This is a genomic window from Acinetobacter sp. FDAARGOS_515, assembly GCF_003938865.1.
Lineage (GTDB): Bacteria > Pseudomonadota > Gammaproteobacteria > Pseudomonadales > Moraxellaceae > Acinetobacter > Acinetobacter ursingii.
In genome coordinates, this window is sequence record NZ_RKIX01000003.1 from 2,683,769 (window position 1) to 2,709,991 (window position 26,223).

The 26,223-nt window shown below is 38.7% G+C and carries 19 protein-coding genes; 11 read left to right on the forward strand and 8 right to left on the reverse strand.

Translation table 11 applies throughout. The annotated features are described in order from the left end of the window. Positions 1–41 precede the first annotated feature (41 nt). The 3 genes from EGS47_RS14535 (at position 42) to EGS47_RS14545 (ending at position 4,084) form a co-directional block, all read left to right on the forward strand. Positions 42–2,699 carry a sensor histidine kinase gene (locus EGS47_RS14535; protein WP_119686092.1) on the forward strand — a complete coding sequence of 886 codons (2,658 nt, stop codon included), beginning with the start codon at positions 42–44 and terminating at the stop codon, positions 2,697–2,699. Between the two features lie 10 nt (positions 2,700–2,709). Beyond that, positions 2,710–3,414: a response regulator gene (locus EGS47_RS14540; protein ID WP_119686093.1), complete on the forward strand. Its 705-nt coding sequence runs from the start codon at positions 2,710–2,712 to the stop codon at positions 3,412–3,414. Between the two features lie 112 nt (positions 3,415–3,526). Continuing rightward, positions 3,527–4,084, forward strand: coding sequence for a DUF2799 domain-containing protein (locus tag EGS47_RS14545; protein ID WP_044433400.1), 558 nt, complete (start codon positions 3,527–3,529; stop codon positions 4,082–4,084). Between the two features lie 68 nt (positions 4,085–4,152). On the opposite strand, the gene coq7 is transcribed toward EGS47_RS14545, so the two are convergent. Together coq7 and EGS47_RS14555 are read right to left on the reverse strand one after the other, a co-directional pair. Beyond that, entirely contained in the window at positions 4,153–4,788 is a 636-nt protein-coding gene (gene coq7, locus EGS47_RS14550; protein ID WP_119686094.1) for a 2-polyprenyl-3-methyl-6-methoxy-1,4-benzoquinone monooxygenase, read from the reverse strand. Between the two features lie 4 nt (positions 4,789–4,792). Further along, a complete protein-coding gene (locus EGS47_RS14555; protein ID WP_119686095.1) occupies positions 4,793–6,112 on the reverse strand; it encodes an MFS transporter in 1,320 nt (439 codons plus the stop codon). Positions 6,113–6,278: 166 nt separating this feature from the next. Between EGS47_RS14555 and EGS47_RS14560 the strand changes: the two genes are divergently transcribed. The 7 genes from EGS47_RS14560 to EGS47_RS14590 all read left to right on the forward strand — a co-directional run bounded on the left by EGS47_RS14560 (position 6,279) and on the right by EGS47_RS14590 (position 20,430). After that, positions 6,279–9,032: an autotransporter assembly complex protein TamA gene (locus EGS47_RS14560; RefSeq protein WP_119686096.1), complete on the forward strand. Its 2,754-nt coding sequence runs from the start codon at positions 6,279–6,281 to the stop codon at positions 9,030–9,032. A gap of 23 nt (positions 9,033–9,055) precedes the next feature. Next, on the forward strand, positions 9,056–13,588 hold the full coding sequence (locus EGS47_RS14565; RefSeq protein ID WP_119686097.1) for a translocation/assembly module TamB domain-containing protein: 4,533 nt from the start codon (positions 9,056–9,058) through the stop codon (positions 13,586–13,588). Between the two features lie 282 nt (positions 13,589–13,870). Continuing rightward, positions 13,871–14,398 carry a DUF4124 domain-containing protein gene (locus EGS47_RS14570; RefSeq protein WP_119686098.1) on the forward strand — a complete coding sequence of 176 codons (528 nt, stop codon included), beginning with the start codon at positions 13,871–13,873 and terminating at the stop codon, positions 14,396–14,398. A gap of 98 nt (positions 14,399–14,496) precedes the next feature. Continuing rightward, complete coding sequence (locus EGS47_RS14575; protein ID WP_171248792.1) at positions 14,497–14,856, forward strand: hypothetical protein; 360 nt, start codon at positions 14,497–14,499, stop codon at positions 14,854–14,856. 145 nt (positions 14,857–15,001) lie between these two features. Next, positions 15,002–15,271 (forward strand): hypothetical protein, encoded by a 270-nt coding sequence (locus EGS47_RS14580; protein ID WP_044433386.1) that lies wholly within the window; start codon positions 15,002–15,004, stop codon positions 15,269–15,271. A 285-nt stretch (positions 15,272–15,556) separates the two neighbouring features. Beyond that, positions 15,557–18,196, forward strand: coding sequence for a bifunctional aconitate hydratase 2/2-methylisocitrate dehydratase (locus EGS47_RS14585; RefSeq protein WP_049174314.1), 2,640 nt, complete (start codon positions 15,557–15,559; stop codon positions 18,194–18,196). Positions 18,197–18,267: 71 nt separating this feature from the next. After that, complete coding sequence (locus tag EGS47_RS14590; RefSeq protein WP_005004599.1) at positions 18,268–20,430, forward strand: hypothetical protein; 2,163 nt, start codon at positions 18,268–18,270, stop codon at positions 20,428–20,430. A gap of 141 nt (positions 20,431–20,571) precedes the next feature. Here EGS47_RS14590 and EGS47_RS14595 read toward each other — a convergent pair whose 3' ends face one another. The 4 genes from EGS47_RS14595 to rbsK form a co-directional block, all read right to left on the reverse strand. After that, on the reverse strand, positions 20,572–21,057 hold the full coding sequence (locus EGS47_RS14595; RefSeq protein WP_005004597.1) for an Lrp/AsnC family transcriptional regulator: 486 nt from the start codon (positions 21,055–21,057) through the stop codon (positions 20,572–20,574). A gap of 225 nt (positions 21,058–21,282) precedes the next feature. Continuing rightward, entirely contained in the window at positions 21,283–21,552 is a 270-nt protein-coding gene (locus EGS47_RS18710; protein ID WP_005004595.1) for a VOC family protein, read from the reverse strand. A 12-nt stretch (positions 21,553–21,564) separates the two neighbouring features. Beyond that, the gene (locus EGS47_RS18715; RefSeq protein WP_005004593.1) at positions 21,565–21,708 is read right to left on the reverse strand and encodes a hypothetical protein; all 144 of its coding nucleotides are present in this window, start codon (positions 21,706–21,708) and stop codon (positions 21,565–21,567) included. Between the two features lie 59 nt (positions 21,709–21,767). Continuing rightward, the gene (gene rbsK / locus EGS47_RS14605) at positions 21,768–22,688 is read right to left on the reverse strand and encodes a ribokinase (protein ID WP_005004590.1); all 921 of its coding nucleotides are present in this window, start codon (positions 22,686–22,688) and stop codon (positions 21,768–21,770) included. Positions 22,689–22,951: 263 nt separating this feature from the next. Between rbsK and EGS47_RS14610 the strand changes: the two genes are divergently transcribed. After that, entirely contained in the window at positions 22,952–23,299 is a 348-nt protein-coding gene (locus EGS47_RS14610; RefSeq protein WP_004988028.1) for a hypothetical protein, read from the forward strand. Positions 23,300–23,367: 68 nt separating this feature from the next. Here the strand turns inward: EGS47_RS14610 and glnG are convergent, their stop codons facing one another. After that, entirely contained in the window at positions 23,368–24,843 is a 1,476-nt protein-coding gene (gene glnG / locus EGS47_RS14615; RefSeq protein ID WP_004988027.1) for a nitrogen regulation protein NR(I), read from the reverse strand. Further along, positions 24,830–25,939 carry a nitrogen regulation protein NR(II) gene (gene glnL, locus EGS47_RS14620; RefSeq protein ID WP_004998155.1) on the reverse strand — a complete coding sequence of 370 codons (1,110 nt, stop codon included), beginning with the start codon at positions 25,937–25,939 and terminating at the stop codon, positions 24,830–24,832. Before glnL ends, glnG begins: the two co-directional genes overlap by 14 nt. Positions 25,940–26,223: the final 284 nt, after the last annotated feature.

The window sequence follows — 26,223 nt, forward strand, 5'->3', positions numbered from 1 at the left end:
ATCATTTGATACAGGGACGTATTTTTGAGTGAAATATCAATATGACCACAGCACGTGAAGATCAGGCTTCGGCATTACTGAATCATGTTCAGCGCTATCAGGCAGGGCGTTTGACAGTTTTTTTAGGGGCGGCTCCGGGCGTTGGTAAAACCTATGCCATGTTAAGCCGTGCGCAGGAATTATCGCGCCAAGGTGTTGATATTACAGTTGGTATTGTGGAAACTCATGGTCGGGCTGAGACCATTGCCTTAACTGAAGGTTTAAAAATATTAGCACGTAAAAAAATTCTTTATAAAGAGCAATATTTTGATGAAATGGATCTGGATGCCATTTTAACTTTACGTCCTACGATAGTCCTTGTTGATGAACTGGCACATCGTAACATTCCAAATAGTCGTCATGAGCGGCGCTGGCAGGATGTAAATGAGCTGTTAGATGCTGGCATAGATGTATTTACCACTATGAACATTCAACATCTGGAAAGTTTGAATGACGTGGTTTATCAGTTGACAGGGATTCGGGTTTCAGAAACCGTGCCAGATCGGGTGTTTGACCGTATTCGGGATATACGTCTGATCGATTTGCCCGTAAATGAACTGATTGAACGCTTGCAGCAGGGTAAAGTTTATCTGCCTGATCAGGCGCAATCGGCTTTACAACGTTTTTTTAGTATTCAAAATTTGACAGCTTTACGTGAATTGGCGATGCAATTCGTTTCAGAGCATGTCGAGTCGGATTTGAGAGAAACTTATCTTGCGCAAGGTACGCGTTCAATTCCGTTAAAAAATGAGATGATGGTCGCGATTGATGGACGAGGTCAGTCAGAATATTTAGTACGAGCAGCCAGTCGTTTTGCTGAAAAACGAGCATTGTCATGGACGGTAGTACATGTGGCTCAGGAGAGTTTTTACGCCGATCAAAAAAAATATGCGCCTGTTCAGTTGGAAGTCGAACAGGCATTTCAACTGGCACGTCAATTAGGGGGGAGAACCGAAATCTTATATGGTGTTAAAGTGGCTCAAACATTGAATGATGCGATTCAGGAAAAATCAATTTCATCCATGATTTTGGGTTATCACCCATCTACAGGCTTAAAACCACTTTTTAAAAGACCACTTCATTCCATTTTATTAGAAAAAAATCAGCGGCTTGAAGTGGTGTTGCAGCCTTTAAGTGATAGCATTAATCAAAAGCCATTAGGGCAAGATGTTTACTTCTCTTTATTGAGCTTAAAAGAAATTTTCTTCATTTTGATGGTGACATTTACAAGTATTATCTTGGCACGAATAGCGGAAGTGTATGTCGGAGTCGATGATTTATCGATTATTTTTATCGTGGCCGTATTATTGGTTGCGACCAAGACGCGGATGTTGGCAGCCGTAATTACCGCCATGCTTTTTTTCTTTGCCTATAATTTTTTCTTTATCGAGCCGCGTTTTACTTTCCAGATTTCAGCTCATCAAGGCGTTGTCACTGTTATTGCCTACTTAGCTGCCGCGTTGATAGCCAGTCGTCTTGCATCACGCTTAAGGCAACAGGTATTGTCACTCCGGGCAGCGAATGCCTATAGCAGTCGTATGCAGGATGTCACCGCACGATTATCCAGTGCAGTTCATTTAGATGATGTCATTCAGATTGCACAAAACGCTTTTCAACAGCAGTTTAATTTTCCTGTCTGGATCATGATTGCACAAAATAACATGATTCATTCTGATCGAGCATTAAACGATAAAGAAAGAATTGCAGCGGATTGGTGTTTAAAGCATCAACAAGGCTGTGGCAAATATACCGATACACTTAGCCAGATTGACTGGTGGTTTATGCCACTTTTAGCACAGAAACAAAATCTGGGGGTATTGGGACTAGATTTAACTCAGCAACGGATTGCTTTGAATGTGGAGCAAAAACGCCTGATTGAATCGATGGTCGAACAAATTGCCCAATCCATGTTGCGTACTCAATTGGTAGACGAACTGGAACAAGCGAAAATTATGGGTGAGACCGAACGACTTCGTTCTGCATTACTTTCATCAGTTTCACACGATTTACGATCACCTTTGGCGTCGATGATGGGTTCTGCCGATACCCTGAAAAATTATCACTCTGCTTTGTCTCAGGAGGATCAGGATACATTGCTTGATACGATTCGTCTTGAAGGTGAACGGCTGGATCGCTATATTCAAAATCTATTGGATATGACCAGACTGGGCCATGATGGTCTCAAACTAAATCGTGACTGGATTGGTCTGGATGAACTGATAGGTTCAGCAACTCAACGGCTAAAACGCTATATGCCCGAGATCAAGATTGATATTCAGCGGGCAGAGCAACCGATAGAACTATATGTGCACCCTGCCTTGATTGAACAGGCAATTTTTAACGTGCTGGAAAATGCCGCAAAATTTTCTCCTGTAGATCAGCCGATTCAGGTGCGTACTCGAAAATGGGATGATCAGACGCTACAAATTGAAATAGAAGATCGCGGTGTTGGAATCCCCGAAGATGAACGTAATCGAATCTTTGACATGTTTTATACGATGGAACGTGGAGATCGGGGACGATTTGGAACAGGGCTTGGACTTACTATCGTCAAAGCAATTATTGGTGCTCATATGGGTGAAATCGCAGCGACCACAGGTAGCGATCAACAGGGAACACTGATTAGAATACGTTTACCTATTCATCCAGAAAAAATATGAATTAAAAAAAATGAATCAGACTCTACAAAGCTCCGTTGAAACCCGCATCGTGGTGATTGATGATGAGCCACAAATTCGAAAATTTCTGGACATTGCCTTACGTGCACAAGGCTACAAAACGATGCTTTGTGAAATAGGGATGAAAGGATTGGAAGTGCTTGCAACTCAAGGAGCCGAATTGGTAATTCTGGATTTGGGTTTGCCTGATCTGGATGGGCGTGAAGTATTGCAGGAGCTGAGAACGTGGTCGAATGTGCCAGTTATTGTATTGTCTGTCCGTGCTGATGAGCAGGAAAAAGTCGCTTTACTGGATGCAGGTGCAAATGATTATATGACCAAGCCCTTTAGTGTGCCCGAACTTATGGCGCGGATTCGGGTTGTACTACGTTCGCAGGCTACAACTGGGGTAAAAGATCAGATCGATTTTGATGATCATCATTTAAGGGTTGATCTGGCGCAGCATCAGGTTTTTATTCAGGGAAATTTGATTAATCTGAGTCGTAAAGAATTTCAACTTTTGGCGTTATTATTAAAACATCGAGGGCAACTCGTAACTCAACCACAATTGCTTAAAGAGCTTTGGGGGCCAACGCATCAGGAAGATACGCACTATCTTCGAATCTTGGTGGCAAAGTTGCGAAGTAAACTAGGGGATGATGCACTACAACCTAAATATATAGAAACGGTAGCTGGTGTGGGATTGCGATTTATATAAACGATGTTTATTTTTAAAACAACTATTGAATCATCTTATAAAGTTTGACTGTGAATAATGTCATACTTGCTCATTCATTAAATGTATCTTATAAAATGTGTAGCTCGGGTTAATGATGAAAATAACAATTTTAGGTCTGGCGATTGTGCCTGTTTTACTTTCAGGTTGTGCCGCAATGAGTCTGGATGAATGTAAAACAGCAAATTGGGTAGCAGTTGGTGAAAAAGATGGTTCGAATGGGCAGGAACGTCGGCTAGATCAATATTATAAAGCCTGTTCAAAAGCGGATATCAAGCCAAATCAGATTCAATATGAACAAGGCTATCGAAAGGGGCAAACATACTATTGTCAGCCCGAGAATATTTTTTATGAAGCGCTAAAAGGCAATGGTAATTATCAAGTTTGTCCTGTAGAAACTCGTGGTCAATTAAGGAGTTACGATCAGGCTGGACGAGAGTATTATAACGCTGAACAAGATTATCAGCGTTATCAGGATAATTTCAAAGAATATTCACGCAAATCTTATGATGACAAACTTAAACCAGAAGATCGTGAGCGATATCGCAAACTCCTAAAGGATCTGCAAAATGATTCTGACCGAATTAATCGTGACTATCGTGATGCGATTCGAGATCTGGAAAGGTTTAAATATCAACATGGCTTGAAATAATCAAAAGCTCTCTCAAGTTCAGTGAGAGGGCTTTTTAGATTTTTTAGTTACTTATTTAATTGATTAAATTAAACATAATAACTGGTCTTGGTCATCAACTTTGAAATTGCAGTCATGGTGATTTTGACTGGAAAAGGTAAATCAACACCACCTGCATTTAGTGCGGTATCGCGGTGATGCAATTCATCCTCATTCATTTGCTCTAAAATACGCTTTGAACGTTCATCATAAACGGGTAATTGATTTAAATGATCGATCAAATGAGCACTCACTTGACGTTCAGTTTCCGCAACGAAGCCCAAACTATATTTATCACCTGCAATACCTGCAATCGCACCCATGCCAAATGAAAGGCCATACCAGATGGGATTGAGTAAACTAGGGACGCTATCTAGCTCTTTTAAACGATCTTCACACCAAGCCAGATGATCTTGTTCCTCAATTGCGGCTTGTTCCATTTCACGGCGTACATTCGGTAGTTTTGCAGTGAGCGCCTGACCATGATAAAGCGCTTGCGCACAGACTTCACCACTATGATTGACTCGCATCAAGCCAGCGACATGACGCGCATCACTGACTGTTAGCGGCGCATCAGTTTGTTCGGCTGGGTTGCTGCGATGCGCCGCAGTTGCTCCAGGAACTAAACTTCTTAATGCTTGATCGAAAGAGTTGATCAATCGGTCGATACCCGTATAGTGACGCATGGAATTAATCCTCCAGAGAATCATGTGCTGAATTTAACATGGGTGGTAACTTACGCAGTAACCAAACTGAAAAAATAGCACTCAAGACAGCCGTAATAATAAAAAGAATTTTAATGTCAATTTTTAAAATACTTAAAATAATAATTGAAAATACTGCTGATGACACCATAAACACAGCATTCAAAATATTGTTTGCAGCGACAACGCGCGCGCGATGCGAACGCGGTGAATAAGCCTGCATCATGGCATAGAGTGGCACAATATAAAATCCACCGCTAATCCCTAACAACGTGACGGCAAGCATGACATGATAATATACCCATCCAGAAGTAAACATCTCTTTTAAAGAAAGTAACGCGCCTGTTTTTTCTGGGACAAACGCCAGACTCGCAGCCAGATAAAAAGCAAAGACTGTTAGACCAATTGCACCAATTGGCACCATTTTGATATTCAGTTCGGATCCACCAATTTTTCGGCACAGCAATGAACCTACTCCAATCCCGACTGAGAAAAAAGTCAGAAGGAGACTCACGACATTTTCCGAGGCATGTAAATTTTGCTGAGTCAGTTGTGGAATTTGCGTCAGATAGGTTGCGCCATAAAACCAGTACCATGAATTACCCAGTAAAATCGTAAAAATTAAAGGAATACTTTTGGCATATTTGATGGTTTGAAAACTGGTTCTAAAGAAATTCCAGTCAATTTTTAAATCAGGTTCAGCAATTTTTTGCGGCAGAATAAAGCGACTACACATATAACCAATCACTGCAATGCAGACTACGGTGATGCTAATCCAAGTCAAATTACCCTGCGATGAAGAAATCACTGCGCCACCCAAAATCATACCCAGCAAGATCGCAATCGATGTTCCAGATTGAAATAAAGCATTGCCCGACATCAATTCATTGGGCTTTAAAATTTCAGGCAAAATCGCATATTTGATTGGGCCAAAAAAGGTGGAATGTATGCCCATCAAAAATAAAGCCACCATTAACAGAAATAAATGTCCTGTCATAAAGCCAACAGAACCAATCAGCATAATGATAATTTCAAGAATCTTAATCGCACGAACCAGACTGGCACGTTCATACTTATCTGCAATTTGGCCAGCAGTGGCAGAAAAAATAAAATATGGCAAAATAAATAAAAGTGCTGCAAGGTTGTTTAAGGTACTTACGCTGGCAGATTGTTGGCTGATCAGTCCATATGTAATGACAAGTAGCAATGCCTGTTTATAAACATTATCATTCAACGCACCGAAAAACTGCGTTAGAAACATAGGTAAAAATCGACGCGATGTCAGAAGGTTGCTGTCATTTTTCATTTTTTAAAACTTCATTGCGATTTATTAAGAAATGTGATGAATTTGTTAAACCACCTTGAAAATCATGTATGATATTTTTGACGGTTGATACATTGAAAAATCAATTGATTTCCGTGTATTTATATACATTAAAGCGATTCCGATTAAAATAAGCCTAGAGTTTTACATGCTTGCAAATATTAAATTTAGACATACAACTCTTGCCCAATCTGTACGTTTTATTTTAAATGTGCATGATATCAATAAATTCATCTGTTCAAGCATGCTGTTGAGTTTATATTTTTCGCCTGTTGCTCATGCTGAAAGTATTTCAGATACCTCTATTTCTTCAAGTTTAAGTCAAAGTCTTCAATCAGAAATAGCCAATACTCAACAAAAAAATAGTACTGATACTGTAGCCATTCAACTCGATCAGACTACATCTAGCAATCCTCAGCATGTTGCTGATTTGTCTTCGGTCAATTCTTCTCAGAATCTCTCTCAACAAGATAGTGAGGCTTTATTACAACAACAAGAACAAGCTGGAAATAAAATTGAGGTATTTAAACCGATAGAATTTGAAGACTTACAAGATATACCTGAGACACAAGTTGATGCCAATATGGCCAACGAAATCTTTAAAGTGGCGGAAGAAGCCAAACGAGAAGCTGCTACCGCCAGAAATGGGACATCCAAAGTTGCAGAAACGGGTGTTAGCGCCCCAACAGCGCAGGAGCTTGCCCAAATTAATCAAGCGCCTGTGAATGTTGATAGCTTAATGCAACACATTCAATCTGATCAGCAAATTACGGTTGAAGCGAATAGTTCAGGACGTTCGTTAAATGATATTGCTGAAGTGCATGCCGATAACCAAGATGAAAAAGTCGGGTTTTTTCGGCGCATTCTTTATAAAATTAGACCTTCTCGAAGTTTTAATACAGCTAAAGCTGATCCTCGGATTAGTGCAGAAGTGGTCGGAGCACCTGCTGACTTGGCAGCAAATATTAGCGCCAAATTATCTAGTTATACTCAGGAAGCCTTTGGTGATTTTAATGCAGCCTTACCTCAATTACGCAGTTTGAGTAATCAAGCTGCTCAGGCTGTGGGCTATTACAATGCCAAGTTTAATTTTGAAAAAATCAGCGATAGCAAAGTCAAAGTTACCGTGACACCAAATAATCCAGTTAAAGTTGAAGAGCAAAATATTGAGTTTTCTGGAGCGGGCGCAAACACTCCACAATTTCAGGTCATTCGTTTAGTACCAGATCTGGATGTCGGTGATATTTTAAATCATGGTAAATATGAACAAACGAAAAGCCGTATTGTAGAATCAGCTTCAGATAATGGTTATTTTGATGCTTATTGGCGTTTACATGATGTCAAGGTGAAACAACCAGAAAACACCGCAGCGATTAATTTAAAGTACGAAACAGGTGAGCGTTATAAGCTGGGCAATGTCGAATTCAGAATGAGTGACCCATCGAAAAAATTACCATTAAAAATGAAAGTTCTGAAAAGCATGACGCCGTGGAAAGATGGGGATGATTATGCTTTTTGGCGTGTGAATACATTAGCCAATAACCTGACCAATTCGCGTTATTTTAATTATACCTTGGTCGATACCATCAAACCTGATCCAATTGAAAAGCCATTGGAATTACCACCTGACTTACAAGAGTTGGTTGATCAGCAAAAAATTGAAGAGCAGCAAGTGGCTTCCTTGCAAAAAGCGGATGCAAAATCTGGTCAAGAAGTCACGCAAAATGTAGCTGATGAAACTCAATTTGCGGGGACTCAGCCAACTGATCAGCAAACTGAAAAATCACAAGCTGAACAACAAAAGATGCAGCAACGTGCTTCTGAAAATGACCAATTACAGGCTCAGGCACGTGAAGAAAAGAAAGTGCCTGTCATCGTGACTTTAAATGCCGATCGTTTAAACAGTGTGGAAACAGGTATTGGTTATGGCACAGATACTGAATTTCGTATTCGAACTCAATACCGACGCGCCATTGTAAATAGTTTGGGGCATTCTTTTGACGCTAACCTTGAACTATCAAAGATACGTCAGGCCATAGATGGGCGTTATAGTATTCCCTATAAAGATCCAATTAATGATTATATTAATCTGGTTGGTGGATATGAGCGTGAAGATCGTGATGACATCGGCCCTGATGTGAGCCTAGAGACTGAATCTGCGGTATTCGGGGCAGAACGCATCATCAAAAATCCGCTAGGAGGATGGCAACATAGTTTTGGTTTTCGCTATCGACTGGATCGCTTAACTCAGCATGGTGTTGTGGATAGTGATGATATTCCTGATGCATTTAAAGTCCCGGGTTCAGATGCAGAACAAGAGGCTTTATTGTTTGGATATGAACTTTCAAAAACAACGAGCAATAGCAGTATTAACCCAACGCGCGGGTTTAAACAAAGTTATAAAGTTGAGTTGGGGAGTGAGTCATTATTGTCCGATGCCAATATGGCTATTTTAACCGCGGGTTGGCGTTTTATTTATTCCTTGGGTGAAAACGATGATCATCAATTTGTCGGACGTTCTGATTTAAGTTATATCTTTACCGATGATTTTGACAAAGTTCCTTATAATTTAAGATTTTTTGCTGGCGGTGACCAAACCATACGTGGTTTTGATTATAAAAGTCTTTCTCCAGAAGAATATGGCTATAAAGTCGGTGGGCAAGCACTGGCTGTTGGTTCACTTGAATATAACTACCAATTTAAGGATGGCTGGCGCGCAGCGTTATTTTCGGATTTTGGTAATGCTTATGATGAAAAATTTAAAAATGATACGGCTTATAGTGTAGGCGTGGGGATTCGCTGGAAATCACCTATTGGTCCAATTCGACTGGATGTTGCATCAGGCATTTCCGATGATAATCATCCAATTCGATTGCATTTCTTTATTGGTTCACAACTTTAAAATAAATTTGATTCAGGATTATTATGGCTGACGTAGAACAACCGGCTACTCCTACACCTCCTAAAAAGCGTCGCATTCTGCGAAATGCACTTTTGACGTTGCTTATTGTTATTGTATTTTTAGTGGCTGCTTTAGGTGTGATGTTTACCACTGATCGGGGTAGTAAATTTTTGCTAGATCGTGTTATGGAGCGTCAACATATTCTGAGTTACGAGTACGAAGGCGGGAATCTTTTAAAAGGTATTATTTTAAAAAATATTTGGGTGAAACTAAAAGATCTGGACGTCAAAATTGACAAAGCTGATGTGTCTTTGGGCTGGCGCGCAATTTTGAGTAAAGAGATACACCTAAGACGTGCAGATGTACGTAATTTACAAATTATTAGCCATTCTCCACCGAGTAATGAACCTTTCAAATTTAGTGAAATTAAATTGCCATTTGTGTTACGACTGAATGAGGCTGAAATTGATCATCTTGCGATTCAAACCGTCAAATCGAAAGTCGATTTTCATGATATTTATCTTGAGGATGCAGTTTGGTCAGGGACAGAACTAAAATTCGAAAATTCCCGTATGAATATGGGCTACCTTGCGGTAGATAATGCCACAGGAAAAATGACATTTAATGGTAAATATCCTCTAAATGCGCGTGCAGATTTAATTATACCTTCTTTAAAAAGTTTAAATATTGATAGGATTAAAGTCGCTGCAAACGGAAGTCTAGACACCATAAAAGCAGGTGTTGCAACCAATACCCCAGATTTGCTGACGGGTTGGGTGGTGGTTCATCCTGTGCGTGAGGGCGTGCCGATGTTTGGTCAGCTTAATTTTAAAAATTATCACTGGCCATTACTCACAGAGCAAAAATTATTTTCTAAGGATGGTACGGCCAAGTTTAAAGGAAATGTGGACAAACTGGATCTGGATCTGGCAACCGACTTAAAGGGCGAAAATATTCCAGAAGGTCAGTACACCTCATTAATGTCTACCGATCTGGTTAATGGTCTCGATATTCATGACTTTAATGGTCAACTCATGCAGGGTTTTGTGACCTTAGCAGGACGTGTTGGCTGGCATGATCACGTCACATGGGACGTCAAAGGACGCCTGAATCATCTTAATCCAAAAGATAAAGTGATTCCTCAAGCAATTGTCGATTTTTTACCGTCATCGTTGGATGCCAATATCGCATCAGCAGGCTCACTTGAAAAAGGGACGGCGCTGACCGCAAATCTTGATTTTGATAAATATGAATCATGGCAGGTTAAGCTTAATCAGGCTCAGACTACACCACAAAAAACAGCACAACAAAAAGCATCACAACAAAACGTTCAACCGATGATTCTGGATGTTTCGTGGAAAAATATTGATCGTGCCGTGCCTTATATTGGTTGGCTAGATAGTGATGAAGGACAGGTCAATTTGGCCTTGGTGGAAGGCAAACAAGATATCCATGTCGCGACCAATGTACGGACGCATGAACAAGCGACATTGCCTGCGGGTCAATATGAAGCGCGCCTGAATTTAAAAGATAATATCTTGAATGTTCCTGCATTTACCTATCAGTCGCTTCAAAAAGGTGGTTTGAGTGGTCAGGCTAAAGTTGAACTGCCATCAGAAAAGCGTCAACTTAAATGGAATGCCATTTTAAATGCGAAAGACTTTAACCCACAAACGATTACTACTGCCGCGCCTTTAAATTTGCTCAATGGTGAAATCAAGGCAAATGGATATGCCAAGCCGAATCAGCAGATTATCCAATTTGATGCGATCTCATTAAAAGGTCGCATGGCAAATTCTACTCAAAATGAAATGATCGAACTGACTGGAAAAAGTACTGCTGCAATCGTTTTTCATGATGAAAAATCGGGTGGCGGATTTAAAGGTTTTGCAGTTCGCTATGATGGTGGTCTAAATGCATTTAATCAGGGCAAAGGCTTACTTAAGTTTAATATTTCAGGAACGCCAGATTTTATAAAAATTGCTGAATTACAGCACAATGGTGTTGCGGGTAAAATTTTTGCATCAGGTTCAGTCAATTTAAAAAATGCGATTGGATGGGATATTAATGCTTCACTGGTTCGTTTTAAGCCGCAATATTTTGTTTCTAGTGTTAAAGGTGAGCTCTCTGGTAACTTAAAAACTCAAGGACTCTGGGCTGAAAACTCCAAACGAATTAATATCGAAAAACTCAACATGGCGGGCTTTTTAAATAACAAAATCGTTCGTGGTACGGGTAATCTATCGATGATAGTGAACTCTAATCAAAAAGGTTTTTTACCACAGCAATTTGAGGCAAATAACTTATTCTTGGCCTATGGTAAAAATCAGGTACAGGCTTCTGGTAATGCACAAAACTTACGTTTGAAGGTCAATGCACCTGCCATGTATGAACTTTATCCTGGATTACGTGGTCGTACTTATGGATATTTGAATGTTCAGGCTCAACCAAGACTAAAAGCGACTGCAAATTTGGTGGTCGATAACTTTGGTTTTGGTGATATTAGTGTCAAAAAAATACAAATATTGGGAGAACTCCCAACTTCTGACACCACACCAACGTCATTAAAAGCGACGCTAGATGATTTGCATCGTGGTGGACGTCAGATCCAATACGCAGGTATAACTTTATCGGGTACACGTAAAGCACATCTGGTTCAGTTACAAGGCTGGAACTACTATTCAAAATTTTATGTACAACTGGCAGGTGGTTTTAACCAAAATAATGACTGGCTTGGACAAATTCAGCAGGGTATTTTTGACTCGCGCCGTGCTGTATTAAAGCAACAGCAAAATGCTGCGGTTATCTATAGCACAGGCAATCAGGAATTATTTGTTGGACAGCATTGTTGGGCTAGTCAAAATAGTCAGCTTTGTCTGGATCAGCCTTTAAGAGTCAGTAAAGCACGAGGAAATCTTTCAGTTGTAACCCGAGATCTGGATTTAAATGATTTCGCAGCATTTATGCCAGAAGGTTTAGCCATTACAGGTAAGCTCAATGGTTATGCTAAAGCTTCTTGGGCAAATGGTGTTCAGCCCAAACTCGACGCGCAATTAATCACTCAAAATGGTGAAATTGGATTGGCTGCTACCGATCCTCAAGATCCTGCATCGACTTTAAGTTATGATCAGCTCAGTGTGATTGCCAAAAGTGTCAGTCAGGGCCTATTGTTAAGATTAGATGTCAAAACACCAGAAATTGGTACAGGCTATGCCAAAGTCATTATTAATCCTTATCAAACCCCTATGCCAATGAATGGAGAAGTGGCCTTTGATAATGTGCAACTTAAAGTGTTGAAACCTTTCATTAGTGATGTCCGTTCAATGAATGGAACTTTAGCACTGGCTGGAAAGATTAATGGAACTTTGACTCAGCCCCAAATTACAGGTGATTTACGTCTAAAAAATGGTTCGATTAGTATGATGTCATTGCCTGTCAATCTTACTAATATTCAATTGTATTCAGCGATCCGTCAGGACAACGCTACAATTAATGGAGCGTTTAATAGTGGACGTGGCGTTGGACAACTGACAGGAAATATCGACTGGAAAAATGATCCACGTGTTCAATTAAATTTGAAGGGTGATAATCTACTTGTTCGTCAAGCACCATTGATTACCGCGATTGTCAATCCAGATGTATCGATGGATGCCTATCCGCTAAGTAAACGTCTGATCGTAAATGGAAAAATAGATATTCCTCGTGCTTTAATCTCTATGCCAGAAGCAAGTGAACCTGTGGTGGCAGTTTCATCTGATGTGCGGGTTGTTAGAGATGGACAGGATCAACTTGCGATCTTAAAAGCAGCTAAACCGTGGGATATTCGAGCAGATGTGTCGGTCAATATTGGTAGTGAAAGAGTGATCTTTCAAGGCTTTAATAGTCGGATTCCTTTGGTGGGTCGTCTCAATTTATCGCAACGCGGACTTGAAACTGCGCTACGCGCAAGTGGTGCAATTGGTGTTAGCCAAAAAGTTAAAATTGAAGCGTATGGGCAAAGCCTAGATTTAAATCGCGCGATTGCTCGTTTTAATGGGCCAATTTCTAATCCAACATTAGATGTTGATGCCAACAAATCTGTTCAAGGCAGTACAGTGGGTGTTCGTGTTACAGGTACCGCCGCTGTACCTAATATCCAGATTTATAATGATGCAGGTTTATCAGAGCAAGAAGCTCTTAATGCACTGGTGACAGGTCGTATCAATGAGGGTAATAGTGGTTTAAGCAACACAGCGGGCTTTAAATCAGATGTCAACAACACGATTGCCGCAGCTGGGATCAGTATGGGTTTAGGTGGCACTCGTGCACTTACCAATCAAATCGGACGCACCTTTGGCTTAAGTGGCTTGGCATTAGACGCGCAGGGTACTGGTGATGATACACAGGTGAGTCTAACGGGTTATATTACTCCTGACTTGTTTATTCGCTACGGCGTAGGTGTGTTTACACCTGTGAATAAATTAACTTTACGTTACCAAATGAATAAACGTCTTTATTTAGAAGCCAGTCAATCTTTGGAACGTGCAATCGATTTGTTCTATAATTGGCGTTTTTAAGAACTTAATAAATAAGCCGCTTTCGAGCGGCTTTTTCTAGGCAAATAAAATAATAGTTCTGTTTGACATACCTTAATAACATCAATGTCTTGAATTAAAAAAAGTATCATCAAATAAAAATTTTTCCATTCGACTTGAGCTTGGATATCTATTCAAGAATTTAAGCGCAAGTATCTATTTTTGAGCCACATTATTGTGCATTTTTCTGAATAACATTAATATAAAGTATTGAATTTAAAAGATTAATTTTAATAAATTTGTGACAAATTAGGGGAGGTAAAGATGAATTCTGTCATTTATGGACGATTTTGGGCAGTCATTAGTTTAATGCTATTAGGTTGTACGTTACACACAAACGCTCAGCAATATTATAAATGGGTAGATGCGCATGGCGTAACCACGTATTCAGCAACGCCGCCGCCTACACAACGCTCAAATGAGCCACAACTTGCATCGCAAAAAAACACTGTGGCTGATCACGATAAGGTTAAACCAAACAATTTTAAATCCAATGTAGCTATCGCCGATGAATATTACAGCCCCTACAAACAAAATAACAAACAAACTGTAAGACCTGTTACGGTTGAAAAAGAAAATGCAGTTACAGTAAATAAAGCACGAAGCAGTCAAAGTGCCGCTCACAATACAGCTTCAACAAAGAAACAAAGTTATGTAATCAAAGACTGTAATGGTGTGCGCTGTAGTGATCATAAAGGACATAATTATAATAAAGTCACAGGCAATACTTATTTGTCATCTCGTGGCGGTGTCTGTCAAATGAGCGGAACTCGAATGGAATGTAACAAATAAAAAACTAAAAATTTCACCAAAGATTTTAACCGAATAGCTTTTGGAAAATATGACGATATTCAGTATGATGATGCCACCAGATTAAGTTCAGTGTAATGATGAAAAAAGTTCTGTTTCTTGTTTTAGGTGTTGTACTTGCAGGCTGTAGTGAAAAGAAACCCTTAACGCCTGAAGAACAATGGCATGGCTACTGTACCAGTATGGGCAACGCGGCGCGTTCAATTATGCTTGATCGTCAAAATGCAATCGAAAAAAACCAAGCTATTGAACACGCAAAGAAAATTGAAGATGAAATTACTCGTACATTTATCTTAAAAATTATTGATGAAGTTTATGCCTTACCAATTGCACAACTTCAAAATAATCCAGATGAAGCACGAGAAAATATTCGTAAGCAAACTACAGAGCAGTGTATCGCAACACCGCATGACAAAATGCCCCATTATAAACCGTTCTAAGTGAGCGGTTTTTTTTATTGATTGATTCATAATCAATATTGAGCAGTTACAAAGTTATTGAGTATTTTTAAAAGCTTGATATAGATAATTTTATAAAAATAAAGAATAATAAATTGACGAATAATTATACGATAGGAGAGCAAAGATGGAAGTTGTTGCTTATCTGCATAATGCTGATTTGTTGCTCGAAGACACCCAAGGTGTTGCGGTCATCGGCGGTAGTAGTTACGTCTTAAGTGTAGGCGATAAAGTTTATATCAAGGAAGTCATTGATGAAAAGGCCAGACTTTATGAGGTTACGATCTCATTTGCGAGCGCTGATCATGCAATGTTACACGAAGACGAAGTCCAGATTAAATTTGAGGGAAATCGGGACGCATTAAATCAATATTTACAAACCACCACAGCCCACTAAGGTTTTATAGTTTTTCTCAACAAAATCAGGCAACATGGGTTGCCTTTTTTATTGATCTAAATCATGGCAAAGCCAAGTGACTCAGTTATCGCCTGTCTTTCCCTCGTTTTTCTATAGCGAACTGTCAAGTACTATTTCGCTATAAAATAATGAGAATCACGAAGAAACACGGCGCTTGCATTAACTTTTGACTTGATTTTTAGTAAAATTTTGCTGTCCATATTATTTGCAAAGCTTTGCTAGGCAGGAATTGCAAATAATTTTTTAAAAAAGAGGAATAACACTGTGCTAGAAGCTTACCGCCAACACGTTGCAGAACGTGCCGCACTCGGAGTCCCACCGAAGCCACTTGATGATGCGCAAACTGCTGATTTGGTTGAATTGCTAAAAAATCCACCAGCAGGTGAAGAAGCTTTTCTTGTGGACTTGCTTGAAAACCGCGTTCCAGCGGGTGTTGACCAAGCTGCTTATGTAAAAGCAGCATTTTTGTCAGCAGTTGCAAAAGGTGAAGCGACATCTCCATTAGTTTCTAAAGAACGTGCAGTTTACTTACTTGGCACAATGCTTGGTGGTTATAACGTCGCTCCTTTAGTTGATTTGCTTGATAGTGCTGAACTTGGTGGTTTAGCAGCTGAAGCATTGAAAAAGACTCTTCTTGTATTTGATGCGTTCCATGACGTTGCTGATAAAGCAAAATCGGGCAATGCCAATGCAAAAGCTGTTTTACAATCTTGGGCAGACGCTGAATGGTTCACTAGCCGCAAAGATGTTCCTGAAGAAATAAAGCTAACTGTTTTCAAAGTTACTGGTGAAACCAACACTGATGACTTGTCTCCAGCACAAGATGCATGGAGCCGTCCAGATATCCCATTACACGCAAATGCAATGTTGAAAAATGAGCGTGATGGTATTAATCCTGAAAAACCAGGTGAAGTTGGACCGCTTAACCAAATTAAAGACCTGATCGCTAAAGGCAATCAAGTTGCTTATGTTGGTGATGTTGTGGGTACAGGTTCTTCTCGTAAGTCTGCAACGAACTCTGTGCTTTGGTTCTTTGGTGATGAAATTGCACACATCCCGAACAAAAAAGACGGTGGTTACTGCTTAGGTTCAAAAATCGCACCGATTTTCTTCAACACTATGGAAGATGCAGGCGCACTTCCTGTTGAAATCGATGTTTCTGACATGAACATGGGCGATGAAATTACACTAAAAATTGACCATGCTGCTGCGAAAGTCACAGCGTTCAAAAACGGTGAGCAAATCGCTGAATCTGAACTTAAAACGCCTGTTCTTCTTGATGAAGTACGTGCGGGTGGTCGTATCAACCTCATCATCGGTCGCGGTTTGACGACTAAAGCACGTGAAGCTCTTGGTCTTCCTGCTTCTGAATTATTCCGTACACCAGTACAACCTGCTGACACGGGTAAAGGTTTTACTCTAGCTCAAAAAATGGTAGGTCGCGCTTGTGGTCTTGCAGAAGGTCAAGGGATTCGTCCGGGTACTTACTGTGAACCTAAAATGACAACTGTTGGTTCTCAAGATACGACTGGTCCAATGACACGTGATGAGTTGAAAGACTTAGCGTGCTTAGGCTTCTCAGCTGATCTAGTGATGCAGTCTTTCTGTCATACGGCTGCATATCCAAAGCCAGTTGACGTGCAAATGCAACATTCACTACCAGACTTCATCATGAACCGTGGTGGTGTGTCGCTTCGTCCGGGTGATGGTATTATTCACTCTTGGTTAAACCGTATGTTAATGCCTGATACCGTGGGTACTGGTGGTGACTCGCATACACGTTTCCCAATTGGTATTTCATTCCCAGCAGGTTCTGGTCTTGTTGCGTTTGCAGCAGCGACTGGTGTAATGCCACTGGATATGCCTGAATCTGTCCTTGTGAAGTTCAAAGGTAAAATGCAGCCGGGTATCACTTTACGTGACCTTGTACATGCGATTCCTTACTATGCAATCAAGGAAGGCGATCTTACTGTTGAGAAAAAAGGTAAGAAAAACATTTTCTCTGGTCGTATCCTTGAGATCGATTTGACTGAAATGGAAACTGACCTGACTGTTGAGCAAGCATTTGAATTGTCTGATGCATCTGCTGAACGTTCTGCTGCGGGCTGTGCGATTACACTTTCTGAGGAGAAAGTTGCTGAATACTTGCGTTCTAACATTACCATGTTGAAATGGATGATTTCACAAGGTTATGGCGATGCTCGTACGATGGCGCGTCGTATCGAAAACATGGAAAAATGGTTGGCTAATCCATCACTTCTTAAAGCTGATGCTGATGCTGAATACACCAAAGTCTATGAAATCGATCTTGCTGATATTAAAGAACCTGTTCTTTGCTGCCCGAACGATCCAGATGATGCAAAACTTCTTTCTGAAGTTCAAGGTGACAAAATTGATGAAGTATTCATCGGTTCTTGTATGACTAACATTGGTCACTTCCGTGCAGCAGGTCAGCTTTTAGATAAAGTACCGGGTGGTTCACTTTCAACTCGTCTTTGGTTAGCTCCTCCAACACGTATGGATGAACACCAATTGATGGAAGAAGGTCTATATAACATCTATGGTAAAGCTGGCGCACGTACAGAAATGCCGGGTTGTTCACTTTGCATGGGTAACCAAGCACGTGTAGCACCGAATACCACTTGTGTATCGACCTCTACTCGTAACTTCCCGAACCGTTTAGGTCAGGGTGCTAATGTTTACCTAGCTTCTGCTGAGCTTGCTTCTGTTGCTGCTGTATTAGGTAAACTTCCAAGCCCAGAAGAATATCAACAGTATGCTGCTCAAATCGACAGCATGTCTGCTGACATCTATAAATATTTGAACTTCGACAAGATGGGCGAATATACAGATGCTGCAAATACTGTAGATACCAAGAAAATTGCTGCGGCTCAGTTAACTTAATAATTTGATTATTAAGTTTAAATGAGTAAAGATAAGGGCTGAGTAATCGGCCCTTATCTTTGAGTATAAAAATGAATAGAATTTTAAATGTAAAATTAGAAAACTGTTTTGGTATAGGTAAATTAGAGAAAGAGTTTAAATTCACACCTAAAGAAAGAGCTCAATTAATATATGCGCCAAATGGTACAATGAAGTCGTCATTTGCTAATGTTTTTGAATATTTATCTAAAGATCAAAGTGGTCAAATCAAAGATAGAATTTTTTCTGAAAAAGCAACGATATGTGACATCAAATTTAATAATCAAAATCTCAATAAAGATATGATTTTAGTTATTAATGCTGAGACAAAAGTATCTGAAAATTCTATAACGAAATTTATAGCGAAAGCAGAATTAAAGAGCCGATATGATGAAATATTTGCAGAATTATTAGGTGAAAAAGCTAAATTTATAGTAGCACTGAGAAAGCAATCAAGAAGTACAGATTGTGAGCATGAGTTAGAAGCTGTATTCAGGCATGGTGAAACTTTTTTTGAATATTTATTGAGAATAGAAAGCCAATTGTCAGAGAAACATGAAAGTTATAATTTTAAATATAATGATATTTTTGATAAGGGTAATAAAGTAAAAAAATTTTTAGAGTCTAATGAGAATTTATTAGATGAATATTTAAGCCGCTATACTGATTTATTAAGCAAGTCTAAGTTTTTTAGTAAATCAAATAATTCTTTCGGAACAACTCAGGCTACCAATTTACTAGATTCATTAAGTGATAACTCTTTTTTTGAGGCTGGACATAAAATTACTATAAATGCAAAAGATTTTATTAATTCAAAAGATGAACTTGAGAGTCTCATACAGGCTGAAAAAGATCAAATTTTAAATGATAAACAGTTGTTAAGTAGCTTTGATAAAGTAGATAAAGCGTTAGCGAAAAACGCAGAGTTGAAAAGTTTCAAAAAATTGTTAGAGTCGAACTCAAGTTTGCTTATAGAGCTAATAGACTTTGAAAACTTTAGACAAAAAATATGGTTGAGTCATATCTCTGTAATTAAATCGGAGGCAGATCAAATTCTAAGTATTTATAAAGATCGGAAAAATGAATTACAACAAATAATCGATAGTGCGAAAAGTGAGGTTGAAAAATGGGAAGAAGCGATAGAGTTATTTAATTCAAGATTTTATGTGCCTTTTACTATAAAGCTAGAAAATCAGTCTGATGTAATACTTAAAAGTGATATTCCTAAATTGAAGTTTGTATATAAGGATAGAGAAATTCCTAATAATAATGAAGATGTTCTTTTAGATGTACTGAGTAGAGGAGAAAGTCGAGCATATTATATTCTTAGATTTTTGTTTGAAATTGAGTCTAGGTTGAGTTTAAATGAAGATCTCTTAATGATTTTTGATGATGTAGCAGACTCATTTGATTATAAGAATAAATATGCAATTATAGAGTATATTAAAGATTTGCTGGAGAGACCTAATGTAAATGCCATAATTTTGACACATAATTTTGATTTTTATAGAACAGTAGCTAAGAGATTATTTTTAAAAAAAACTAGTCATATCGCAACCAAATGTAGTCAAGGTGTTGTGGAGATTAAACAGGGGAAATATTTTGAAGATGTCTTTAAAAGTATATTTGTAAAAAACTATCATGTAAAAAAGATTTTTATTGGGATTATTCCATTTGTTAGAAATTTATTTGAATATCTTAATAAAAATGATGAATATAGTTTTCTTACAAGTTGTTTGCATATTAAAAGTAATACCCTAAATCTGACAGTACAAGAAGTTCATGATATTCTAATTCTTGCAATTCCTGAAAAAAAAGATATTACTTTGGAATTTGCAAATCAAAAAATTATTAATCTAATTTTTAATGAAGCTGATTCATTGAAGATTGGACTAAATGAACATTCATCAGATTTAGAGGATAAGCTACTTATAGCAATTGCCTGTCGATTAAAAGCTGAAATTTATATGATTTCACAATTAACAAATGATGAAAAAAATGAGTTAAATCAGATTTCTGAGAATCAAACACAGAATTTATATCAGAAATGTAAAAATAAACAAATTGATATTAATATTCTTAAAGTTTTGAATAGAGTAAATTTAATGACGCCTGAACACATTCATATTAATTCTTTTATGTTTGAACCATTAGTCGATATGTCAATGAATCATCTTGTTGACTTATATGAAGAACTAAAAGCTTTAAGAGCCTAATTATTCAGTAAATATATGAAAAAGCCCCGCATATTAGCGGGGCTAGTCGTATATGAATCAAGTCATATACTGTATGAGGCTCATCTCAAACTGAGCGTATTAAACCATAACTTTGATGGCGTTGCAGTAAATATCTTAAACTTATTCAATCATCATAAAATCTGCCGAGTTTGCAGATTTAAGCGGACGTAAGGCAAAGGTAGAGCGGGTATGACGTATTCCTTTGATTGAGTAAAGTTTCTTTCTTAAAAAACGCTCATAGTGTTCAGCATCCTTCACGGCGACTTTGACCAGATAATCATATTCACCTGTTACCAAATGCGCTTCAATCACTTCGGGAATATCTGCCAACGCCTGACTAAACTGTTCAAGCATCTCATCATCATGGCGTTCTAGCGTAATTTCAATAAAGAATAAATCCTTAATCCCAATTGCTTTTGGATTAATATTAGCCGTATATCCATCGATGATTTTTAAACTTTCTAGCCGTTTTAAACGTGTCCAACAAGGAGAGGAAGATAAACCAACCTGTTCTGAAAGTTGCGCAATCGTCAGCCTGCCATTTTGACGTAACGCAGATAAAATTTTCCGATCGATACGATCTAGTGTGTGTTCTGTACTGTTCAAAACTTAAACCAAAGGAAAATATTCTATTAAAGTCCAATATAAAGGAATTTTATGCCGACTAACATAGAAAATTTGAAACAATTAAGGAATTATTTCTTATTAATTAAAGATAAAATTATTTTATAAATCAAAGGCATTAGGGTGATGACTTTGATTAGGCAATGAGTATGTTTCAAGTAAGGGTGACTTTAAACATGCTCATTGCTTTTTTATTTATTTTAAATTTTAAAATTGGATGATGACAGAAGGTATATTGCGTTGAGCTTCTCCGTGATACACAAATTCTATGTTATTCCCATCTGGATCAATGACAAACGCTGCATAATATTTTGAATGGTAAGTCCGTTCAGCTGGTTTGCCATTGTCTTTGCCTCCATGAGTAAGGGCAGCTCGATAACAAGTATCTACAGTAGCACGATCTTTCGCTTGAAAAGCTAGATGATGTCGCCCAGTCAATATGCCTTGAGCAGCAGGGCTATTTATTGAAGATATCACTAATTCATCAGCTCAAGAGAAATCTTCAGATGTTGTGATGATTGGGATATCCAAAACTTTCATGATAGCACTATAAAAATTTTGGCTTAATTCTAAATCATGAACAACAAGTTGGATGTGATCAATGAGTCGCCCACGATGTAATTGAGTTTTCATGGATTTATTTTATCCTGTATATAAAAATCGATTTTTACTTTTTAAGTTTTTATTTGGGTTTATAAGAATGCTTCAATCTCAGAGCGATAGGGAATAGAAGGTTGTGCGCCATATCGAGTCACAGCAATTGCAGCTGCTGCATTGGCAAATTTGGCAGCTTGCTGATTTGATTGACCTTCCAGTAATGCTGTTGCAAACGCGCCATTAAAAGTATCTCCAGCCGCAATGCTATCGACGGCATCCACTTTAAAAGCAGGAATTAATTGTCCTTGACCAAACTCACTTAACCAAACACCTTGAGCGCCCAAGGTGATGACAACCGTTTTAATTCCATATTGGTGAAGAATATGTGCAGCATTTTGTACGTCATCCAGATTGTTAATCTTCACGCCTGTTAATTTTTCTGCTTCTGTTTCATTGGGGGTAATGATATCAATCAGGTTTAAAAATTCTGGCGCTAAGGCTTGAGCAGGCGCGGGATTCAGAATAACCTTTATGCCAGAATGTTTCGCAATAGTTGCTGCGGTGATCACGCTTTCGATAGGTGTTTCCAGTTGTAATAATAATATTTTGGCATGTTGAATCAGGTTTTTATGTTGATTGACATAATCCATACTGAGCGCTGCATTTGCTCCAGCATGGATACCAATAAAATTATCGGCATGTTGATTAACAAAAATTAAAGCAACGCCAGTATTTTGATGAGCAACATTTTGCAGCGCCTGTACATTGACATGATCTTTTTGAAGTTGGGTTTTGATATTATTGCCAAACTCGTCATCACCAACACAGCCAATGAAGGCAACATTAGTACCGCTGCGGCCAGCAGCTACTGCTTGATTTGCTCCTTTCCCACCAAAAGCAACTTTATAATTTTTAGCTGTAAGGGTTTGTCCAGCCACAGGAAAATCATCAACATTTAAAATATGGTCAACATTTGCACTTCCTGCAATCACTAAGTCGGCATATTGATTCTTCATTTTTCAAATTCAATTTTGATAATTATTGCTGAATTGTAACAAATGAAAATTTTGATTAAATTACAAATATGTAAGAGAAAAATTATCTTTTTGTTTTTTAATGAGTTTAATCCAACTAAAAGAGTTGGTTTATATTTATCGATTTTTCATATTGTGAGAATTTGTATAATTAATCATGATTCTTAAGAAAAAATTAAGCTAAAATTTTTAAAAATAAATGGTGACATAAAAATGAATGATAAACCTTTAAGGAGTAGATCAAGATGAATCTCGAGTATAGCCATAAACCAAATTATTATTTTTTTGCGCATAAGCTCGTGTTGTTTCTTGAAGGTGAAGTAAGAAAACATCCAGAACATTTGCGTGAAACTTACAATCTTCATGAAATCTATGATTTGTTTAACCATGACTTTGCTTCGACCAGTACAAATCTTGAAGGGATCTTAAATATTGCAGATGAATATGTCATTGAAACAGCTTATGGTGCACAACCTTTGATTTCAAAATATCGCATCATTGCTGAAAATCATATTCTTGAGCTTGATTTTAATAGCAACGCCATTAATGAATTGATTGCAGGTAAATCGATTCATTATCCTCAAGTAGCGTAATGTCATATTTTCTCCCATAGTAAAGGGCAGCCATTTAGCTGCCCTTTACTATATTTAAGATTGCTATTTTATATTTCAGCTTCTTCTTCGGCATCATCTTCAGCCGCGATACCGAGTTCCTTTAATTTACGTGTAAGCGTATTACGCCCCCAACCGAGTAACTCTGCTGCATGGCGTTTACGACCACGGGTTTGTTGTAGCGCAGCATTGATCAGGGTGCGTTCAAACATTGGGGTGGCGATATCTAAAATTTTCATTTCGCCATTTTTCAGTTTTTGAATCGCCCATTGACCCAATAACTCATCCCAGTGGTGCAATGAAATGCGATCTACACCCGCTGCGGTTGTGGCTTGTTCACCTGATTTTTGAATTGGAATTTGTTTGAGCTCAGAAGGGAGGTCTTCTGGATAAACATCACGTCCAGTAATCATCACTGTCAGCCAGCGACAGGTGTTTTCGAGTTGACGAACATTACCTGGCCATGGCAACTGCTGCATATAATCTGTGGTTTCTGGGCGTAAAATTTTAGGGCTAACACCGAGTTCTTTACCCGCACGTGCCAAAAAGTGCTGTGCCAGCATGGGGATATCTTCGCTACGATGTGCCAGTTTTGGAATATGAATGCGAATGACATTTAGACGATGATACAAGTCTTCGCGGAAACGTCCTTCATTGACTAGTTTTTCCAGATCCTGATGGGTTGCAGCAACAATTCGTACATCAACCCGTACCGGAATATGCCCACCGACACGATAAAATTCGCCATCAGCAAGTACACGTAGTAAACGTGTTTGCGTTTCAAACGGCATATCCCCAATTTCATCAAGGAACAGCGTACCGCCATTGGCTTGCTCAAAACGACCTTGGCGTTGGGTGTTCGCGCCAGTAAAAGCACCTTTTTCATGACCAAAAAGTTCAGTTTCAATTAGATCTTTTGGAATTGCGGCCATATTCAGCGCAATAAAAGGCTTGCTACTACGTGGTGAATGCTTATGTAGTGCATGTGCAACCAGTTCTTTACCTGTGCCTGACTCACCATTAATCAATACTGTAATGTGGGATTGTGATAATCGTCCAATGGCACGAAACACTTCCTGCATCGCAGGGGATTCACCAATAATTTCAGTAGATTGAACTGGCGTTGTGGTTTTTGCTGCTTCTTGCTGCTGAAGTTTATTGACATGCAAGATGGCACGATGAACCAATGCCAACGCTTCATCAATATCAAACGGTTTTGGCAAATATTCAAAAGCACCTGTTTGATAGCTTGATACCGCAGACTCAAGATCGGAATGTGCCGTCATAATAATGACAGGTAGATCTGGATAATTATTTTTGACTTTCCCTAAGAAGGTCAAACCATCAATACCGGGCATACGAATGTCAGTGAGGATTACATCAGGCGCATCTTCAGCCAATTGGTCTAATGCCGTCTGCGCTTCTTCAAAACTGGTCACATCCAAACCTTCTTCCTTGAATGTTTTTTCCAGTACCCAGCGCATGGCGCGGTCATCATCAATTACCCATATTTTATTTCGCGACACGGTCTGACTCCCAAGGTAAATATAAGCTAAATGTAGTTTTTCCAGCCACGGACTGACATTCAATCATTCCGTTGTGTTGATGCATAATGTTCTGTGCAATACTTAAGCCAAGTCCTGTGCCTTTGGCTCGTCCTGTCACTAAAGGATAGAACACAGACTCTAAAATATCTTGCGGAACGCCAGGGCCATTATCCTCAATGTCGACACGAACTGCGGATCGGTTTAATAAACCATTAATGGTGACAAGGCGTTGAATACGGGTTCTTAAAATCAGCTCAGGTTCATGATCCACAAAAAATTCTTTATTTTCTGTCATCGCTTGAATGGCATTCACGCTAATATTGAGCATGACCTGAATCAGTTGATCACGGTCTGCTTTGACATCTGGCAGTGATAAATCATAATCACGAGTGATTTTAATTTTTTTCTTGGTTTGATTGGCCACCAGAGAGCGCACCCGTTCCAAAGGTTCATGTACATTGACATCTTCATAGCTTGGAAGCTGGCGGGAACCGAGCATGGTATCGGCAAGATTTCTTAAGCGATCGACTTCATTGATAATGATATCGGTAAATTCTTCGTATTTTGGATCATTTAAGCTACGTGCCAGTAATTGAGTCGCACCACGAATCCCTCCTAAGGGATTTTTGACTTCATGGGCAATACCGCGAATGAGCTGACGGGCAACCTGATGTTGTTGTATCAAATTTTCTTCTTTAGAAATTTTAAGCATCCGATCAATTGGATTGAGTTCTATTAATAGTAGCGGATGATAATTTTTGCCTGTATTGAGCGCCGAAACTGAATAATCGACATGAATATCCTTAAAATTTACACTGATTATTGCTTCGCGTCGTGTGTAATGCTGCCCTGAGTGTAGCGTATTGATGAGTGCTTCATGGGTATTGAAGCTATCATTCGGTGAATGTAATAAGTTAAGCACAGGCAAACCTGATGCGCGTAATAAGCTAATATCAAACAACGCTTCACAAGAAGAATTGAGATAAAAAATATTCAGGTCGCTATCGACCAATAATATGGCAGTAGTAAGGTTATCGACCAAAAGCCGATAGTCAATGGTCTCTCTTTGATCCATTAGAAAATGTTTCCTGTCTTAAAATAGCGCAATGACATTTTCATTTAATCCAGTTTTTCCCTGTAATGGGACATAAGTTAAGCAAAATGTACGCCAACTTTTTGCGTAAAAGAACTTGTTCTCAAGCTTGTATTAAAAATGAGCAAAATAGACAAATTATGATCGATTTAAAAACAAGTTGGGTTAGATGGCATCTTAAATTGAATCATAATGGTGCAATAGTTGTTTTTAATAAAAATATTGGTTGTATTTTGGTGCATTAAACGAACTGTGCATATTCCACC

Excerpts from the sequence above, each read along its gene's own strand:
- EGS47_RS14535 (WP_119686092.1), top strand. The coding sequence starts at position 42 with ATGACCACAGCACGTGAAGATCAGGCTTCGGCATTACTGAATCATGTT.
- coq7 (WP_119686094.1), bottom strand. The coding sequence starts at position 4,788 with ATGCGTCACTATACGGGTATCGACCGATTGATCAACTCTTTCGATCAA.
- EGS47_RS14545 (WP_044433400.1), top strand. The coding sequence starts at position 3,527 with ATGATGAAAATAACAATTTTAGGTCTGGCGATTGTGCCTGTTTTACTT.
- rbsK (WP_005004590.1), bottom strand. The coding sequence starts at position 22,688 with ATGAAGAATCAATATGCCGACTTAGTGATTGCAGGAAGTGCAAATGTT.
- EGS47_RS14575 (WP_171248792.1), top strand. The coding sequence starts at position 14,497 with ATGAAAAAAGTTCTGTTTCTTGTTTTAGGTGTTGTACTTGCAGGCTGT.
- EGS47_RS14540 (WP_119686093.1), top strand. The coding sequence starts at position 2,710 with ATGAATCAGACTCTACAAAGCTCCGTTGAAACCCGCATCGTGGTGATT.
- EGS47_RS14560 (WP_119686096.1), top strand. The coding sequence starts at position 6,279 with ATGCTTGCAAATATTAAATTTAGACATACAACTCTTGCCCAATCTGTA.
- EGS47_RS14555 (WP_119686095.1), bottom strand. The coding sequence starts at position 6,112 with ATGAAAAATGACAGCAACCTTCTGACATCGCGTCGATTTTTACCTATG.
- EGS47_RS14610 (WP_004988028.1), top strand. The coding sequence starts at position 22,952 with ATGAATCTCGAGTATAGCCATAAACCAAATTATTATTTTTTTGCGCAT.
- EGS47_RS14570 (WP_119686098.1), top strand. The coding sequence starts at position 13,871 with ATGAATTCTGTCATTTATGGACGATTTTGGGCAGTCATTAGTTTAATG.
- EGS47_RS14590 (WP_005004599.1), top strand. The coding sequence starts at position 18,268 with ATGAATAGAATTTTAAATGTAAAATTAGAAAACTGTTTTGGTATAGGT.
- EGS47_RS14580 (WP_044433386.1), top strand. The coding sequence starts at position 15,002 with ATGGAAGTTGTTGCTTATCTGCATAATGCTGATTTGTTGCTCGAAGAC.
- EGS47_RS14565 (WP_119686097.1), top strand. The coding sequence starts at position 9,056 with ATGGCTGACGTAGAACAACCGGCTACTCCTACACCTCCTAAAAAGCGT.
- glnL (WP_004998155.1), bottom strand. The coding sequence starts at position 25,939 with ATGGATCAAAGAGAGACCATTGACTATCGGCTTTTGGTCGATAACCTT.
- EGS47_RS18715 (WP_005004593.1), bottom strand. The coding sequence starts at position 21,708 with ATGAAAACTCAATTACATCGTGGGCGACTCATTGATCACATCCAACTT.